General features: G+C 34.2%; 12 protein-coding genes. 7 read left to right on the forward strand and 5 right to left on the reverse strand.

Going from position 1 to position 16,384, the window contains the following annotated elements; genetic code table 11:
* A partial coding sequence (gene mobC, locus GKZ86_RS19780) for a conjugal transfer protein MobC (RefSeq protein WP_305069145.1) occupies positions 1 to 1,827 on the forward strand: 1,827 nt, incomplete at its 5' end.
* 50 nt (positions 1,828 to 1,877) lie between these two features.
* Here the strand turns inward: mobC and GKZ86_RS19785 are convergent.
* On the reverse strand, positions 1,878 to 2,312 hold the full coding sequence (locus GKZ86_RS19785; RefSeq protein WP_154784786.1) for a DUF1810 domain-containing protein: 435 nt from the start codon (positions 2,310 to 2,312) through the stop codon (positions 1,878 to 1,880).
* 318 nt (positions 2,313 to 2,630) lie between these two features.
* On the opposite strand from GKZ86_RS19785, the gene GKZ86_RS19790 reads away from it, so the two are divergent.
* The 4 genes from GKZ86_RS19790 to GKZ86_RS19805 are packed head-to-tail and all read left to right on the forward strand — an operon-like array spanning position 2,631 to position 5,135.
* Complete coding sequence (locus tag GKZ86_RS19790; protein WP_154784787.1) at positions 2,631 to 3,020, forward strand: single-stranded DNA-binding protein; 390 nt, start codon at positions 2,631 to 2,633, stop codon at positions 3,018 to 3,020.
* Between the two features lie 38 nt (positions 3,021 to 3,058).
* Positions 3,059 to 3,418 (forward strand): hypothetical protein, encoded by a 360-nt coding sequence (locus GKZ86_RS19795; RefSeq protein WP_154784788.1) that lies wholly within the window; start codon positions 3,059 to 3,061, stop codon positions 3,416 to 3,418.
* A gap of 26 nt (positions 3,419 to 3,444) precedes the next feature.
* Entirely contained in the window at positions 3,445 to 3,822 is a 378-nt protein-coding gene (locus GKZ86_RS19800) for a Cas9 inhibitor AcrIIA9 family protein (protein ID WP_154784789.1), read from the forward strand.
* Positions 3,819 to 5,135, forward strand: coding sequence for a PcfJ domain-containing protein (locus tag GKZ86_RS19805; RefSeq protein WP_154784790.1), 1,317 nt, complete (start codon positions 3,819 to 3,821; stop codon positions 5,133 to 5,135). Before GKZ86_RS19800 ends, GKZ86_RS19805 begins: the two co-directional genes overlap by 4 nt.
* A 471-nt stretch (positions 5,136 to 5,606) precedes the next feature.
* Here the strand turns inward: GKZ86_RS19805 and GKZ86_RS19810 are convergent, their stop codons facing one another.
* Complete coding sequence (locus tag GKZ86_RS19810; protein WP_154784791.1) at positions 5,607 to 6,380, reverse strand: hypothetical protein; 774 nt, start codon at positions 6,378 to 6,380, stop codon at positions 5,607 to 5,609.
* Positions 6,381 to 6,886: 506 nt separating this feature from the next.
* On the opposite strand from GKZ86_RS19810, the gene GKZ86_RS19815 reads away from it, so the two are divergent.
* Positions 6,887 to 9,742, forward strand: coding sequence for a tetratricopeptide repeat protein (locus GKZ86_RS19815; protein ID WP_154784792.1), 2,856 nt, complete (start codon positions 6,887 to 6,889; stop codon positions 9,740 to 9,742).
* Between the two features lie 4 nt (positions 9,743 to 9,746).
* Positions 9,747 to 10,532: a hypothetical protein gene (locus GKZ86_RS19820; RefSeq protein WP_154784793.1), complete on the forward strand. Its 786-nt coding sequence runs from the start codon at positions 9,747 to 9,749 to the stop codon at positions 10,530 to 10,532.
* 333 nt (positions 10,533 to 10,865) lie between these two features.
* On the opposite strand, the gene GKZ86_RS19825 is transcribed toward GKZ86_RS19820, so the two are convergent.
* The 3 genes from GKZ86_RS19825 to GKZ86_RS19835 all read right to left on the reverse strand — a co-directional run bounded on the left by GKZ86_RS19825 (position 10,866) and on the right by GKZ86_RS19835 (position 16,383).
* A complete protein-coding gene (locus GKZ86_RS19825; RefSeq protein ID WP_154784794.1) occupies positions 10,866 to 11,798 on the reverse strand; it encodes a hypothetical protein in 933 nt (310 codons plus the stop codon).
* Positions 11,799 to 14,960 (reverse strand): RNA-directed DNA polymerase, encoded by a 3,162-nt coding sequence (locus GKZ86_RS19830; RefSeq protein WP_154784795.1) that lies wholly within the window; start codon positions 14,958 to 14,960, stop codon positions 11,799 to 11,801.
* Between the two features lie 193 nt (positions 14,961 to 15,153).
* Positions 15,154 to 16,383 (reverse strand): Shedu immune nuclease family protein, encoded by a 1,230-nt coding sequence (locus tag GKZ86_RS19835; protein WP_154784796.1) that lies wholly within the window; start codon positions 16,381 to 16,383, stop codon positions 15,154 to 15,156.
* Position 16,384 lies beyond the last annotated feature (1 nt).

The following is a 16,384-nucleotide window of genomic DNA, read 5'->3' on the forward strand; positions in this document are numbered from 1 at the left end:
TTAGGTGGTCAATTTAAACCAAAATTAGATGGTCACTTTAAATTGAAAATAGGTGGTCAATATCACTGGTTTTTACAGGCCAGAGGAAGAAAAGATGAAAAGCTCCATTTTAGAACTGCTTTTAATTATATCTCAATGGGGCTTCTGCTTTACTTTGGTTCCTATCTGGCTTTTGTAATATTTGCAGATACTAAGGTTTGCTCCGTACTATATATCTCACTGTGTTCTTTGGGCTATCTGATGACGCTTTCCGGGTGCACCCTGCTCTCCCGCATTATCCGCAGAAAGCTTAGTTCAGCAGATATTTTTAATAAGGAAAACGAAACTTTTCCTCAGGAGGAAAGGCTTATTGAAAACGAATATTCCGTTAACCTTCCCGCCCGTTATCACCTCAAAGACAAAGTGCGCAGCAGCTGGATTAACATTATAAATCCCTTCCGAGGCATTCTGGTTCCAGGCACGCCGGGTTCGGGAAAATCATACTTTGTAATCCGCCATATAATCAGCCAGCATATTGCCAAAGGCTTTTCCATGTTCATCTATGATTTCAAGTTCGACGACCTCACCGTTATCGCTTATAATGCCTGGCTGAAATTCCGTCATCTTTATACCGTGGAGCCCAAATTTTACATCATAAATTTTGACGACCTCTCCAGAACCCACCGTTGTAATCCTCTTGATCCTGCGGCAATGACCGACATTACCGATGCTGCTGAATCTGCTCGCACAATCCTTATGGGACTCAACCGGGAGTGGATTAAAAAACAGGGCGATTTCTTTGTGGAATCCCCCATAAATTTCCTGACAGCCGTCATCTGGTACCTTCGAAAATACAACGACGGCGAGTTCTGCACCCTGCCCCATGTCATTGAAATGATTCAGACCGACTATGAAAGCCTTTTCACGCTTTTGAGAACCGAAAAAGAGATCGAGGTGCTTATCAATCCATTTGTCAGCGCATTCCTGAACGAGGCTGTAGACCAGCTGGAGGGGCAGATCGCTTCTGCTAAAATCTCACTGGCAAAACTCTCCTCACCCCAGCTTTACTATGTGCTGTCAGGCAGTGATTTTACACTCGATATCAATAATCCGTCCGATCCAAAAATTGTTTCTATGGGAAATAATCCGCAGAAGATACAGACTTACGGGGCAGTTCTTTCCCTTTTTGTCAGCCGCCTTATCAAGCAGGTAAACCAGAAAGGAAAACTTAAAAGCAGTCTTGTTTTTGACGAGTTCCCCACTATCTATCTCAATAATATTGACAGTCTGATTGCAACAGCAAGAAGCAACAGAGTGAGCACCTGTCTGGGTATACAGGACTTCAGCCAGCTTCGTAAAGACTACGGCCGCGAGCAGGCTGATGTGATCATTAATATAGTCGGAAATATTGTTTGCGGACAGGTCAGCGGGGATACTGCAAAACAGCTCTCAGAACGTTTCGGAAAGATAATGCAGGACCGCGAAAGCCTCTCTATAAACAGCAGCGACACCTCCATCAGCCGTTCGCGACAGCTCGAATCAGCAGTGCCGCCTTCGAAGATTTCTTCACTGAGTTCGGGAGAATTTGTAGGCATGACAGCCGATAACCCGGACTGTCGCATTGAGCTTAAAACCTTTCACTGCGAGATCATCAACGATCACGAAAAAATTAAAAAAGAAACAGATAATTACCAAGAAATTCCGATCATACGGACAATTGATAATGTTATCATCCAGAAAAATTATCTGCAGATCAAAATTGAAATTCAGGAAATAATCCACAGTGAAATGGAAAGGATAATCAAAAATCCTGCGCTTTCATCACTGGTTCTCAAAAAAGAAAAATAACTTTTAATCCTTAGGTGTTTTCTTGAGGCAGAGAAAAAAGAAATGTTTTTTTAGCTGCCGGATTCTTTTATTAGCTGCAGTGTCTTTTCGTCCTGCTCTCCATTGTAATATTTCACAAGCACCTGCCTGAAACATTCAGGCGTTTCAGGCAGAAGTCCGAACAGGGTCATGCAGGATTTCAGTTTTCTTTCATCTGGCCTGCCCAGAATTTCCAGTGCCGTTTTATTCTCGATCTCAAGCATTGCCTGGGTAATTTCCACCAGACGTTTTCCCAGTATGGGGTGATTTAGATACAGTGAGGCTTCCTGCAGATTTTCAATGCCGTAAAAGATATTATAATCCGTGAATCCCAGTCCTCTTAGCTGGGGAAAAATAAACCACATCCAGTGGGTCTGTTTGTTGCCCTGCCTGATCTCGCGCAGTGCGTTGTTATACGTTTCCCTTTGTGCCTCTAAAAAACGGTTCAGATCATATCGCTTTTCCATTGCATTGCTTTTTTGTCACCTGAAATTACAAAATATTTCAATGCCGATCCCAAAACAGGCATCTGAAATAGGGGTTCAGCCTGCTGTAAAGATTGATAAGGAAATTTTCAATGAAAACGGATTAAAAGAGCCGCGAAAATAGCACCCGCAGGATCCTGCATGCGCATAACGGCCTTGCCGCCCTTCGGGACTTATAGCACTCCGGATCCTTTATCGGGCGCTTGATTTTGTGCTTTCTTTTTTCCCGTTTTTCTTTTGAAAAATTTTATGCGGGGCTTGAGAAAAAACAGAAAAAATATTCACTTAAAATTTTACATCATGGAAATCTCAGGACGAATCACAAAAGATGCCGTAACGGCAAAAGTTTCAAATGACAGGGAGGTGGTAAATTTCTCCATTGCCATAAACGACAGCTACAGACCAAAAGGGGCTGACGAATTTAAAAAAATTGTAACCTATATCGACTGCTCCTATTGGATGGGTTCCAAAATGGCGAAGTGGCTTAAAAAAGGCACTGTGGTTGAACTCTTCGGGCGCATAGGTCTGAATGTCTACAATAATGCCGAGGGCAAAGCGCTCGGTTCGCTGACCTTTCACACCAGTAATATTAAAATACTGGTTTTCCCGAAAACAGAAAACACTGCTGAAGTTCCCGCATCCCAAAAGAAAAATACGGATCAAGACACCCCTGACGACCTGCCTTTCTAATTGGAATCTATACCGTTTCACATCAAAATTTATACGCCATGAAAGCCTTTGAAAAATCAGTTTACATAGAATATCCCGTATCCGCCCAGTTCAAAAAAATAGTCCTCTCCAATATGGAATCTTATGACGGGACAAAAAAAGAGCAGTTAAAATCTTTCTTGGAAGACCTGCAGAAAAACGGATGCATCTGCGGGATGATTTCAGAGTTTGTCTACAACTCGGAATGCAGAAAATTCTATATCCAGCATTTGGATGATTTGGAAAATATCCGATATGAAATTGAAGATTCCCTTGGGGAATCTGTCAAAAACCGCCACCGACTGCCCCATTACACCTTTGTATGCTGGCTCTGCTTTGAAGAATACTGTTTTGACATCTATAGAAACAGTTTTGAATAACGCTTTTCAATCTTAAATCTTCCTTTATGAAAGCATCAGATAAATTCAAAAGCGCCATAGAAAGCTACCTGAGCGAAAAAGCGCAGAACGATACCGTTTTTTCAGCGGACTATAAAAAAGAGAGCAAAAACCTTGAGAGCTGTTTCCATTACATTTTCGGCGAGGTCAAAAAAACAGGGGAATGCGCCTTTGACAATCAGGAAATCTTTGACATGGCTGTGAAGTACTACACAGACGACACGATTGGAACGCCTGCCCCTGTTCAATGCAAAGTAGCAGTAAGTTCCCCTGCCAAACCTGATTTGTTCTCAACTGCTCCCGCAGTATCTCAAAGCACAGTTCCAAAAATAGAAAAAGTGCAACCCGTGAAGCCTGTACAAACCCTAACACTCTTTGACTTATGATACCCAAAACAGTTATAGAAAAAGAAATCAGCGCCTTAAGTACCTCCCTAGCCCCAATCACAGCGCAGATGCATCAGTGGGCGGAAAAAAATATTTTCCTGAAATGGGCGGTGCTCTCAAGGGGAAAGTTCCATTGTCTGGAATGCACCCATTCGTGGAAGCCTGACAGCCAAAGCCAGTCCTGCAAAAATTATATTAACTGCACCGCCTGTCAGGGCAAACTTAAAATGCATCAGCACAATCAGGTGCATTTCAAAGAAATCGAATATTTCGCCCTCACCGATACCTGCTCTGGGTATCAGGTGGTGCGCATCATCTGCTCGCACAAGAACATGAAAAAGAATTTTCTTCCCGACTATTCCCACACGGAAGTCATGCAGCATTGGATAAATCCAAAAGGGGGAGTGCGCACCATCTCAAGAAGCACCAATGTTTTTTCCAATGCCTATGATGCATGGCAGTACTATTCCCCTTTAGAAATCCGCCCAAAGGATTTTCAGAACTCCCCAAAGTACCGCATCAATCCCTATAAGGTTTATCCGCACATGAAAATGATTCCCCTTTTGAAAAGAAACGGTTTTAAGACTTCCGTGCACGGCATTGCCCCGCAGATACTCTTTACCGCCCTGTTAAAGGACTGCATTGCAGAAACCCTTATAAAATCCACTCAGACCAGCCTGCTAAAACACTATCTGACTTCCCATGAACAGCACCTGCGCGAAAACTGGCAGGCAGTAAAAACCTGCCTTAAACAGCGTTATCAGATTCAGGACATAAAAATTTGGGAGGATTATATTGCCCTGCTCCGATGGTTTAAAAAAGACCTCAGCTCCCCTGCGCTTGTCTGCCCCGAAAATTTAGACCAGGCGCATGACAGGCTTGTTTCCAAAAAAAGGGATATTCAGCGCAGAAAGCATCTTGCGCAGATGCGTGCAGAAATACAGAAAGCAGAGCCGATTTATGAAAATGATAAAAAACAGTTCTTCGGACTTTCTTTTACCGACAATGACCTTACCGTAAAAGTCCTTGATCGTGTGCAGGATTTTCTCTATGAGGGCGACATGCTCCACCACTGCGTATTTACCAATGAGTATTATAAAAAGAAAGATTCCTTAATCCTTTCGGCGCAGATTGAAAACAGACCTGTAGAAACCATTGAAGTATCGCTTTCGAGAATGGAAATTATCCAGTGCAGGGGACATCGCAATAAAGCCACTAAATATCACGGAAGGATTCTGACGATTATCCGCAGAAATATGCCTGAGATTGCAGGGCGGTTGAAAAAACAGAAAAAGCAGACTGCTCCCGCTTAACCCATTTAACTATTGATACCGCAGATTTTTAACTGCGGTATTTTTTTGCGCGCGCAGACACTTTAAGGAACACGGAGCATTTCTGGCTTAGGAGGCATTGGGGAATGTTAAGTCAATTTCATCACAAAGTTCGGGCACGGCTTTCGGTTCTCCGCAAAAAATTCCCCCATAAATGCAGGGCTGCGCTCCTGCTTTATTGCTTTGCTTTCTGCGTTCGCTCGTCCCTGCCCGCACGTTCACTTGATAATACAATTAACATTAGCTCTGAAGAAGATCCTGAACAATAAATAAATCATACTATCCTTGAATTAAGATTGAATCTAAGACATAAAAAGTCTAAACGGGATAAATACAGCCACACTCTACTATATATTATAGTAGCATTTAAAATTCTTATTTACAAAAAAAGCGGACATTCCAATTAAATTGTAACGCCCACCTTTAAAAGCTCATGCAAATCTTACCGGAGATCTACATCATGTTATCTTCATCATTTAATAAAGCAATAACGTGATGAACCAAGAATGCACCAACAAGAGAAAGTGCGTAATCTTGATCTATTGGAAGCATATCAGGCTTCAAAAGAATTTCATCAATATATTTTTCCGGATCCCACAGCTTCCTTACCACTTCAGGATTCTCCACCTCAAGCCTTTCCAAATCACTCTCAAAAACGGAATTAGCTGTCTTGATAAACTTTATCCTTAATGCACCTGTTAGAGGTAAAACAGTTATCTGTTTAGAGTTTTTCTTTTTTACTTTTTTAATTTTAGGTTCTTCATCCGGCAATTTTTCACTTTTTGGCAAACGATAATCGTAACCATCAGTTTGATGCCCCTCAACATCCGCAAAAACTTGTCTAAAAATGCCTAATTTATCAACGTCGTGAAGAAAAATTTCATTTTCAATTTCCACATCTCTAATGTAGTATTGCCAATCCTCGGCTCTAAGCTTATGCATGTTGTCAAACAGCAGCTTACCCAATTCAATAGCTGGCTCTGACGAATCAGAGAGTTCAGTCCATTTATCAAAACCTGCTAATTTAGCAATGATATGCTGGGCATTCATAAGCGTAAATTTCTTTTCATTGACGTTGTAGTCGGTAACCAGAGCATCAACGTCGAAATATTTTGGAGTATATCCAAAATAATCACCGTCTAATGAAGAATCAAAATAAGTTTTTTGTGTTTTAAAATCTTTGTACAGATTTTTTGCTTGAAGTTTCAAGTAATTAATAGTTTTCATAATACAATCCTTTTGTATCAGCTTAACTACCCTATATAAAAACGTCCGTAATCTTTGTTTGGATAATAAGCTGAAAGGTTAGCATTATTAAACTATTGGCTGATGAAATCTTTGCACGAACGGGCGAGCTTGCCAACAAGCATTAACAAATATACAAATAATTTTAAATTCGCAAAATTTTAATTTTATTTCATGTTTCTTTTCTCCAAGGTTCATATCCGATCTCACAAAATAAAAAAAATATACCTCACACTTTTTTTAATTTAATATATAAGTTTAAAACAAAAATATTTTTAAAAACTGCAGATTATAATAAACTTTTTAATCATTTAAACCCTACATTTAACCTTCGTTAGCTTGCAAAAAAAAGTCTTCAACAGCGAACAGATTGTTAAATTGTAATTTATCTGATTTTGAAGACGTAAAAAGATTAAAGAACTTAAACTTTTTTAAGTCTAGTAGTCAGCCATCATTTTTATAAATAAACTCACATTATTTCCAATAAAATGCTTGAACAAATTATAGATGTATTTGATGTTAATACAGATGCTGTAGCCACAAATAAAGGTTTTTACTATCAATATTTAACAATTTTAAAAAAATGGATTACCAATTTTATTGAAGATAATGACATTGAAGCTTATTCCGAAGTTGACCAGGATATTAAAGAGGTTGGCGAAAATTTGGTTTTCACTCAGGTTAAATGCTACACATCAACATTTAGTTTGGCTTCTGAAGAAGTTAAAAGTACTATTTTTAACTTTTTTCTCCTCTACTTAAAAAATAAGAATTTGTTTGCCGAACCTAAATTTTGTTTTGCAACAAATACAAAAGTGGCTGTTCGAGAAAAATTATTAATCCAGTGGATTGATGACGAAAGTCTCAATGATAGCAAATTAAAAAAAATTTGCATTAATAAAATTAGAGAAATTCTAAGCAAGGAAATTAAGATTCGTAAAAACAAAAAGTTAAGTCAGAAAATCTCTGTTGAGAAGAGTTCTTTAATAAAGTCGTCCTCTGAGGCCTTAAATTTGATTATTGAGGATGAAGTTGCAAATTTTACTCAAAAAATCCAATGGAAATTTGAAAGTTTATCTCCAGATGAAGCAATTAAAAAGATAAAATCTGAGATAGAACTTTTGCTAACAAATGAAAAGTTTAATAATAAACCGATCTCTATCCTATTTGGTGTTTTAATTTCTGAAATTTTCAGGTGTTCCCAAAACAAAGATGTTGCAAAAAGAAAACTGACAAAGGAAATGATTTCTGATTTACTAGAGCGTTCTGACAATGAATTGCAAAATTATCAGAATGATAAATTCTTCAGGCTTATCAATATTGATATCGAAATAATAAGATCCAATATTGAAAACATACAGTCAAAAATTGATTATCATGACTTTCGAATAAATACATTAGAAAAATCATCTGTAGAATCAAAGGCTATTAAATTTCCAAAATTTTTAAATCAAATCCCAGATTACAACTTTACAAACTTCCTTGACTGGGATATATTTATGGATGAAGTTCATTCGGAACTAAATATTTCAGGTATGGTCTCTGTATACGGTCCGGGAGGAATGGGTAAAACTTCATTTGCAAAAAAATATCTAAAAACGCATTCAGAATATGATCATATAGTTTGGATAACAGTAGAAAAATCAATTGACTATTCTTTTGTCTTTGACGAAGTTCTGTCTAAAAACCTAAATATTGCTTTTTTAGAACAAGATGAAATCGAGCAGAGATTTAACATTATGCTCAATGCCTTAAACAATGTAAAAGGCCGTAAGCTTATTATTATTGATATTCAAAAAATTGATTACGACAAGTCATCATTTAATTTGTTAAGCACTCTTACAAGTTGGAGGATATTAGTACTTACAAGGAATCACATCAAGACAGCTAGATCTAAGAAATTACCTCACATTGATTTAGAAAATGCAAAAAGTATTTTTCGTTCCCACCTTAAGAAAGAAGCAGTTGATGATAATAAGCTGGAAGAATTCATTAAATACATAGATTACAATCTTTTAGTCATTGAACTTACGGCCAAAACTATTGAAAATAGTTTTGATCTGAATCTTTCTCAATTTATATCTTCTTTAAAGGAGCAGAATTTGAATGGCAATGAATTTAAGGTTGAGATTGATGTGGCTGGAGAAAATAATTCGATCGAGATTTTCAATTACTTACTCCAAAAATTTAGCATTAATAATTTAGAGTCATTTGAGGCTAATTATTTAGATTTTTTAGCTCTACTGCCAGCCAGCGATATTGTTATAGATGATCTAATACTGATTAATGGAAAAGACTACTATGACCAAAACAAAACTCCTATTATGAATGCTTTAATTAGCCTTGATAAAAAAGGTTTGGTTGAACTTTCCTCAGATAAAAAAAGGTTAACAATCCATAAAATTATTCAGGAGGTTATTATATATAAACAGCGAGAAGGTAATTCGCCATTTGTTCACAATATATTCTATATTTCATTTTTAACCGCAAGAATTAAAGAGGGGCAAAATAACCCTGCAATTTCATATAAATATCTTAGATATGCGCAATCGATATTGGATAATATAAAAGGACGATTCAGAACTGCGGTATACCAGCCACTAATACTCCTAGAAAATGAATTGCTCTATACATATCGCTTTTTTATCCAGCTAGAAAATGAACTGGATCGCTGGATCGATTTAGCCGCTAGAGCCGAGATTTATCCAATGCTGGATAAATCCAATTTAGGTATCATTTATAATAATCTAGGTTTGGCATATGCCAAAACAGATAATGATAAAGCTCTAGAAACATTTCAGAAAGGTATTGACCTATTTTATCAAAATGAAATCTTACATCAACAGTCGATAATTACTGCTTTTAACAACATTTCTAACGTATTGTTGATGAAAAAAGATATTGCAGGTGCAGTAGCTAACTTTAAAAAAGCTCAAAATTTTAGAAAAAAATATAATCTGCAGGATGACCAACAAACTGTTATTGAGTATAGAACTTTGGCACAGACATACAGAATTGTTGGCAAAATAGACAAATCTATCGAGATAATGTCTACTGGAATTGCTATCCATTGCTCTCTAAAATCTGAAGCGAAAAATGATTTCATTCTAAGTGCTTGTTATAATTATTTATCAGAATTATATCTGCTGAATAACAATCTTGAAATGGGGCTAATAAATCAGGAAAAAGCTGTTCAAATAATGGAAGGAATGGGAATTCACAATAGTGGATATTTACTTCTTATGTACGAAATCTTAATTCATTTGTACAGATCGCTGGGAGTGTCAGCTAAAGAAGAAATCGTAAAAAGGAAAATTGAAGAATTTAAAGCATTCAAAGCTTAATACTATGACTGATCAGAAAAAAACAAATTTATTCATGATTGTTTTAGGGATTATTACAATCACATTTTCCATCTATTTTAATAAAGAAAATTCAGCTTACTTATATATTATAACTTATATGGGAATTGTATTTATTATAATTACCCTGCCTGATAATAAATATTTTAACTGGTTTAAAGCTATAGTTTTAATACCTGCCGGAATCATTGGTGTTATTGGACCACTACTAAAAATATTATTTGAATTTATATTTGCTTATTTCTTACCTCTGGGCTTTATTGCAATGTTGTTCAAGTATGTTCCAGAGCAACTTTTTAACATCAATATAGCTTTTGCTGCGAAAGTTTATTTAACGTTAACTACAACTTCAATTTTCATAACACTTTGCAGTGAAAAATTAATGATATGGTGTCGTAAGACTATGAATAGCGACAATCCTCGTGAACTATTGCATCTGTACAATGATCTAGGAAACTTACTGATAAACAAGCAGCGGACAAGATATACTATTTTCTTTTCATTTTTCTGTTATTTACTACTATATTCTATAGCATCACTAAATAATATCGAACTTTTCACAGTTAAAAATACAAATGTGGCAATAATGCAGACTTTTGCAACTTATGTAGCTTTTGACAGACTTCTTAGTAACAAAAACCTCTTCGAATTCAACCCAAAATTGTTTCTATCCAAAATATCCTTGATTTGGGGTTTTGATTTTAGCCAAAATAAAAACCAAAATAGTAAAAAAGAAAAGTATAATTTACCTAAAGACGAAAATACGTATTAATTTTCTAGACATAGGGAAACTAATTTATCTCCTTTGAAAGTTTCGAATTTATTAATGTATTTTTCAAACCAAAATTTATTAATTTTAAATAAAGTAAAATTCTACTATTCGAATTTAATTTTGGAATTGAGAGTTTTTTTTTACAAAAAACAACCAAGAAACCATCTAACAATTACTTAACATCCTATGTGAAAATTCACAAAAAACAATGTTAGGAACCCAAAATGCCCTTCTCTGTATCTTTAATTTGTGTTAGCACTTCTAATCAATAATTCATGTTAAATATAAAATATTCATCATTTACAATTAATTGTAAAAACAAAAGTATATTCATTACTTAGAAATTTTGTCAAAAAAACCAGGAGGTGAAGCTTTAAATTTTATATTATGTGCCTTCTTATTTTGATTTGCAAAATCAAATCGATGTGCTGCTTCCAAACTACTAACTGGTAAATTAACCACTTGAGTGTTAAACATTCGTTGTCCGTGATATTTATAAATAGTACGCTCATTCGTATCTTCCAATGGTGAAATTGCAAGTGATCCACCATATTGCCCAGTGTTACAGATAACCACATTGCAGTAAAGTAGTCGTGTTAGCGTTTCTCCCATCGCAAAATAAGTATTTAAATCTTTATTCAATGAAATAATAAATAGGTGATGAATTCTTGTTTGATAAAGCATCATTCGTTCAATATCAAATATATCTGAGCAAATCATAATACCAAAATTCCCAAATTCTGTTGATTCAAAGACATACATATTTTGCTCTGGATCTTCATAGCATTTTGTTCCTTCAATATTACCAAACATTGCCCTTTCCATATAGGTGAAATATGTTTTCCCAAAATAAAGAGCAGTATATTGTGTCGACAAATTTGCCATACCCCAATTATTGGGAACTATAATAATACCTCTATTTCTAATCTTAGTAGGATGAACTGGATTCCTCATAAAATCAATACCAGCAATAATCATTACGTTATGTCTTTTCGAAATTTTTTTAAGGTCCGATACCTTACTTGGGGGTAAATGAAGTTCAGGAATTAAAATGATTTCTGGGCAGTTATCACTTTTGATCATTGTACGTAAGCCATCTGTAATCTCTTGCCAAACACGTTCTGCAGTTAATTTATCAATATTTAACTTGTATGGAGTTCCTTTACCTGCTAGCATTTCTGTCGCTACAAAGGCAGGTTCTTCATTCCAACATAAATCGGGATCAATTACTGGTTGGATCATTCCAATTTTTAAATAATTACGCATTTAATATATATCTTTTGATTGGTTAAGTAAGTCAATGTCGATAGTAGTCAATTGGCGTGGAGCATTATTCAGTAGTTGCAACTGATCTTTCGCTAGCCCTAGTTGCAAATCTTCTAAAATTGAGATAAAATGTTCTAGTCTCGAGATTACCCGATCATCATCAATACTAATGTTGGAATTCGAAAAGAAATCAACATCGTTTTTTGAAAATATTGTCATTAAAACGATTCGTAATTCTGAGGATATCGGTTGCGATTCTATTGAATTAACAACTTGTGAAAACAGTTGGTCAATAAAAGATAGTTTATTAGCGTAAGCTGGCCATTCAAAAGTTTTGGTAATAAGTTGCGTAAGCAAAACCGATAACCCGATTACCAAACTAAAATTTCCTAATCCAAAAATCCAATGGTAACCTCCAGATTTCCACAACTTAGAAATAGGCAGATATCTAAAATCACTTAGTAATAAATCATTTTCATTTATTCTAATTGGATGTTCTCTGACAATTTTTTTCCAGTCATCCCAACTTAATTTTTCTTTCGTGAGCCATCCCACGGGTATTAAAAAATTGACAGGGTGAATTTTGTAGATATCCTCAGCTGAATCAAATATAGTCGCCGCAATTTGCTTTTCATGTATTTGGTTAGCAACTTGAATAATAATTTCGAGGCAAGTCCATTCGGAAAATCTCACATCAATCCATGGACTATTTTGGGTTTGTACATATATTTCGTTTAACCATCCATCCAAGGGGATATAATTATCAGCATTATGCGTAATGATATTTTCAATCTTTGGATAATATTTCAAATACTTATCTTGTATTTCTGTGCGACCATTAAACATTTCATAAATAATCCCGTTCTCCTTATTTCTAAATTCAAAATTTTCAAATATTACATCATTCATTGTGGCAACCTCCGTACGTAAATCTTTAATTTTATCAATGATGTCGGATGGTATTTTACTTGGAAACATACTTAAAAGACTCCAAGTAACTTTTTCCGATATGTCAGCAAAATTAATGTTGGCAATCCATAGTTCTTGTTTAGAGGATTTATTAATACAATCTAGTAAAAACCATAGGTATTCTTCAAACGAATAATAATTTCCTTGAGGACCTAGAGTTTTATAACTATTAAGCAATTCTAAATCGTCGATGCTGACTTCATTTATGAAATTTTTCAAAAAACTAAAATTAAAAAGCGTTCCGGATATAAAACTTTTCATATCACTTTGATACAATAAGTTTAGTTTTAATTTTATTGCATCATCAATAAATTTATTGGCTGTATAGTCCTGCCAAAATGAATTATCTTCAATAACCGCTTTATTATAACAGCTTAATAATTTTTCGTTGATATTAAGGAGACAATACGCAATAATATATTTTTTGCCTAAATAATTTAAATTGACACTCTCAATAGTTTTGAAAAGTTTTTTTAATCCGTCATATCCACTCAAAGCACAAAATTCAATACACCTTTTCCACAATTTAAGTTTATCCGGATTTTCTTGGGAGGCCTTTAACAGTAAATTAAAAATATTTGCAAATCTTTTATTAACTCGAACTATTTCCCATGTTAATTTTTCTTCAACGATATTTCTAGAAATATTTAAAACCTCTTCATTCTTATTAGTTAGAGTCTTAAACTTAGCTTTTTTACTTTCAGCGTAATTTGCAAAAATGGCTCTCGCTTGTTCTAAATTTTCTTTGCTTGTTGGATCTAGTAATCTAAAATTGGGTTTGATTTGTTTGGCGAGCTGACAAAGTTTATATGAAGCGAACGCCATTCGGGTATCTCTTCGCATTTCAGAATCTGGGAAATCAGCTAGCAAAAAGTGTTCTAAATCAGATTCTATGTTTGATACTTCTTCATCATCGATTAGCTCATAATCTGCCTCATTTAGATTTGACATTTTTTGCAAAGTGTGTGTCATTAAAGGTTCTGGAAAATAAATATTTAATGACGGAACTTTAAAATCATCTTTTTTATTATATGAAAATTGATTTCGGTCTGAAATAATAAAAGAATTTTCAGGAAATATTTTTTCTTTTTGGAATCCTACACCCGTTTCAGATTCTCTCAGAATTACACTATAATAATTCAAAAAGTTAAGGAGTGACTTTTTCGATTTAGCAAGTACTATTTGATCATCAACAAATTTAAAAATGGCTACGTCACGATTATCATTAATATATTCCATTAAAGCTTGGTCAACATCTATCATTGCAACGTTAGCTAAAAAACCAGCTGACAATAATCCAGTTGGAACTCCATAAAATTCTTCTCGATTGACAGCAAAATTATTATCAAACACCTCTAAATCATCCACATTCCATCCTGAAAGATCAATTGGAAATCGAAGCATCTTTCTTATAGTATCAAATAGAATATGAGTATCATCTCTAGATGTTCCATCAGGCCTAACAATACTACTTTCTATAATGGAAATAATTTTTTCAGGATTAATCGATGGGAAAAATTTTTCATAATCTAGTCCGGTCCAAAACAATTCCTTCTTTTTTCCTTTTTTCCAAAATTCCTCTTTAAGAAAAGGATATTCTAAAAAATTATTATCTGACTCGTTCTTATAAATATCTCGTTCAATATCTGTTTCTAAATTTTCTGATTTAAAACCACTATTGAGTGCCATGATTTTAATCGTCATTGAAATATGCCTACGATATAAAGGCCAACTCTGATTCCACTTACGATAATAATTAGCAGAAGTATTTCGCAATGCCCCTCTTTTAATATTTAATTTACCATCTTGTTCCTCAAACCACGTAGGTACAAAAAGTCTATTCCCATAACTCCAAAAAGGCATTTTTGGTTCGAGATAAACTCCAATAATATTTGTTATCGCAATCCAAACAATCTGATCAGATAAACTAATTCTGAAGTATTGTCTTATTCTGCTATTACCATCGCTATCGTTCTTTTTTGGAAATGGAAGCGGTTCAATTCTAGATGGCTGATAGTTACCGTCTTTTAAGGCAGTTCTAATTTTTGATAGATTAGTAGAAAGATTAGCCTCAAATGTAGAGAGTTCAACTGGATTGTACCATTCATTTGATTGCTTTAAATAATTATTAAGCTTTTTAAAAGCTATATAAAAATTTTCTTCATTAAGAAACTTTGATTCAAGGTCATTCATATACTATTATTGGCGTTTCATTGTATTATTGTACATAGGCTCTACCTTCAACATTAGGATCGCAACGAATATTGAATTCAACTATCAACATATGATCCAAAACATAAAAAACTTTAGGTATAAATGGAAAAAGTTCACTATAAAGAATCGTTCCACTCTCTAAAAATATCTAGGCCGTTACATTTTAAAAATATTAATTTCTTTTGATTTGTTCGATAGTAAATTTTAGTCTGTTTAATAGATCATCGTAACTGATAATATCAATAACATTTTTATATTTCCTTTTAACAACTTCAAAATCTTTCTTTTGCTCAATTGATAAATTACTTTCCCTTCCCATAATTATAAAGGCTTTAGGATTTGTAATATTTATTTCAAAATCATCTGGCATCTGCTCCTTATATTTCTTCGTTAAAAACTCTTCTCCATTCTCCCCCCATCTATTTAAATAATAAATATATTTTTCAATCTGCATAACAGTCCCTGATAACTCTCTTAAAGGAATGTGATTATTTCTATAAAGTCCTTTGGTCATCAAGGAAGAATCGGAAGGCTTTTTTATTTCGATTATATCAATATTTCCATCCGAATCTACCAATAAAATATCAATAAATTTTTCATCTCTGATATTTTTTTCCTTATCATAACTTGCCCTAATGGGTGCTTCTTTAAAAACCAAAAAGTACTTTGGATACAATAACAATATTATCTGCAGAATTTCATCTTGCCATTGATTCTCGTTATAGGAATTTGTACTTGCCAACATAAACTGCAGTTTCTCTAAAATAGTCTGATATTTAAACAATTCAATTTCACTGAAAAGTTTAACTAGATCTTCTCCTTTGGTAGTCGCTTTTTTTTCAATGTAATTTTCAAACTTCCTTTCTGCATTTATAGTGCTTGAAAAAAATTCTTTAATCACATTAGACAGTCTTGCTTCAGAATATAGTTTTTTTTCATATTGCTTCGGAAAATCTTCGATAATGCCTCTAAAATCAATTTCTGAAATTGCATTTGAATTTGGGCCGCCGATGTATATATCCTCCTTAACTAATTTTTCAATTTTTCTAAAAATTGAAACATCTCGTTCTGCAATAAATAACTTACTATCAAACTCAAAATCCTTATAAAAATAAATATCAAATTTGTCTACTAAAATTCCTTTTTCGACTTTATAATACTCCTCTTCGAACCTTGCAAAAACAAAATCCATTTCTTGTATAAAATCAAAAATTATATCCTCTTCCATTTCTTGTGTTTCTTCATTCAAATTGTTCTGATATATGTTACTGGAATTTAAGGTATAAGTTCTTTTAAATGAATAACTTTCATCATCTTCAAATTTTTCTTTCAGCCAATTGATATCATTATCAGTTTGGTAGTTCAATATTATTAAACCATCATTTTTTTTAAATCTGATCATA

The sequence above is a fragment of the Flavobacterium sp. LC2016-13 genome (assembly GCF_009707955.1).
GTDB lineage: Bacteria > Bacteroidota > Bacteroidia > Flavobacteriales > Flavobacteriaceae > Flavobacterium.

Bases quoted from the DNA above. Each gene is read 5' to 3' on its own strand.
- GKZ86_RS19815 (WP_154784792.1), top strand. From the start codon at position 6,887: ATGCTTGAACAAATTATAGATGTATTTGATGTTAATACAGATGCTGTA.
- GKZ86_RS19790 (WP_154784787.1), top strand. From the start codon at position 2,631: ATGGAAATCTCAGGACGAATCACAAAAGATGCCGTAACGGCAAAAGTT.
- GKZ86_RS19825 (WP_154784794.1), bottom strand. From the start codon at position 11,798: ATGCGTAATTATTTAAAAATTGGAATGATCCAACCAGTAATTGATCCC.
- GKZ86_RS19810 (WP_154784791.1), bottom strand. From the start codon at position 6,380: ATGAAAACTATTAATTACTTGAAACTTCAAGCAAAAAATCTGTACAAA.
- GKZ86_RS19805 (WP_154784790.1), top strand. From the start codon at position 3,819: ATGATACCCAAAACAGTTATAGAAAAAGAAATCAGCGCCTTAAGTACC.
- GKZ86_RS19795 (WP_154784788.1), top strand. From the start codon at position 3,059: ATGAAAGCCTTTGAAAAATCAGTTTACATAGAATATCCCGTATCCGCC.
- GKZ86_RS19830 (WP_154784795.1), bottom strand. From the start codon at position 14,960: ATGAATGACCTTGAATCAAAGTTTCTTAATGAAGAAAATTTTTATATA.
- GKZ86_RS19820 (WP_154784793.1), top strand. From the start codon at position 9,747: ATGACTGATCAGAAAAAAACAAATTTATTCATGATTGTTTTAGGGATT.
- GKZ86_RS19835 (WP_154784796.1), bottom strand. From the start codon at position 16,383: ATGATCAGATTTAAAAAAAATGATGGTTTAATAATATTGAACTACCAA.
- GKZ86_RS19800 (WP_154784789.1), top strand. From the start codon at position 3,445: ATGAAAGCATCAGATAAATTCAAAAGCGCCATAGAAAGCTACCTGAGC.
- GKZ86_RS19785 (WP_154784786.1), bottom strand. From the start codon at position 2,312: ATGGAAAAGCGATATGATCTGAACCGTTTTTTAGAGGCACAAAGGGAA.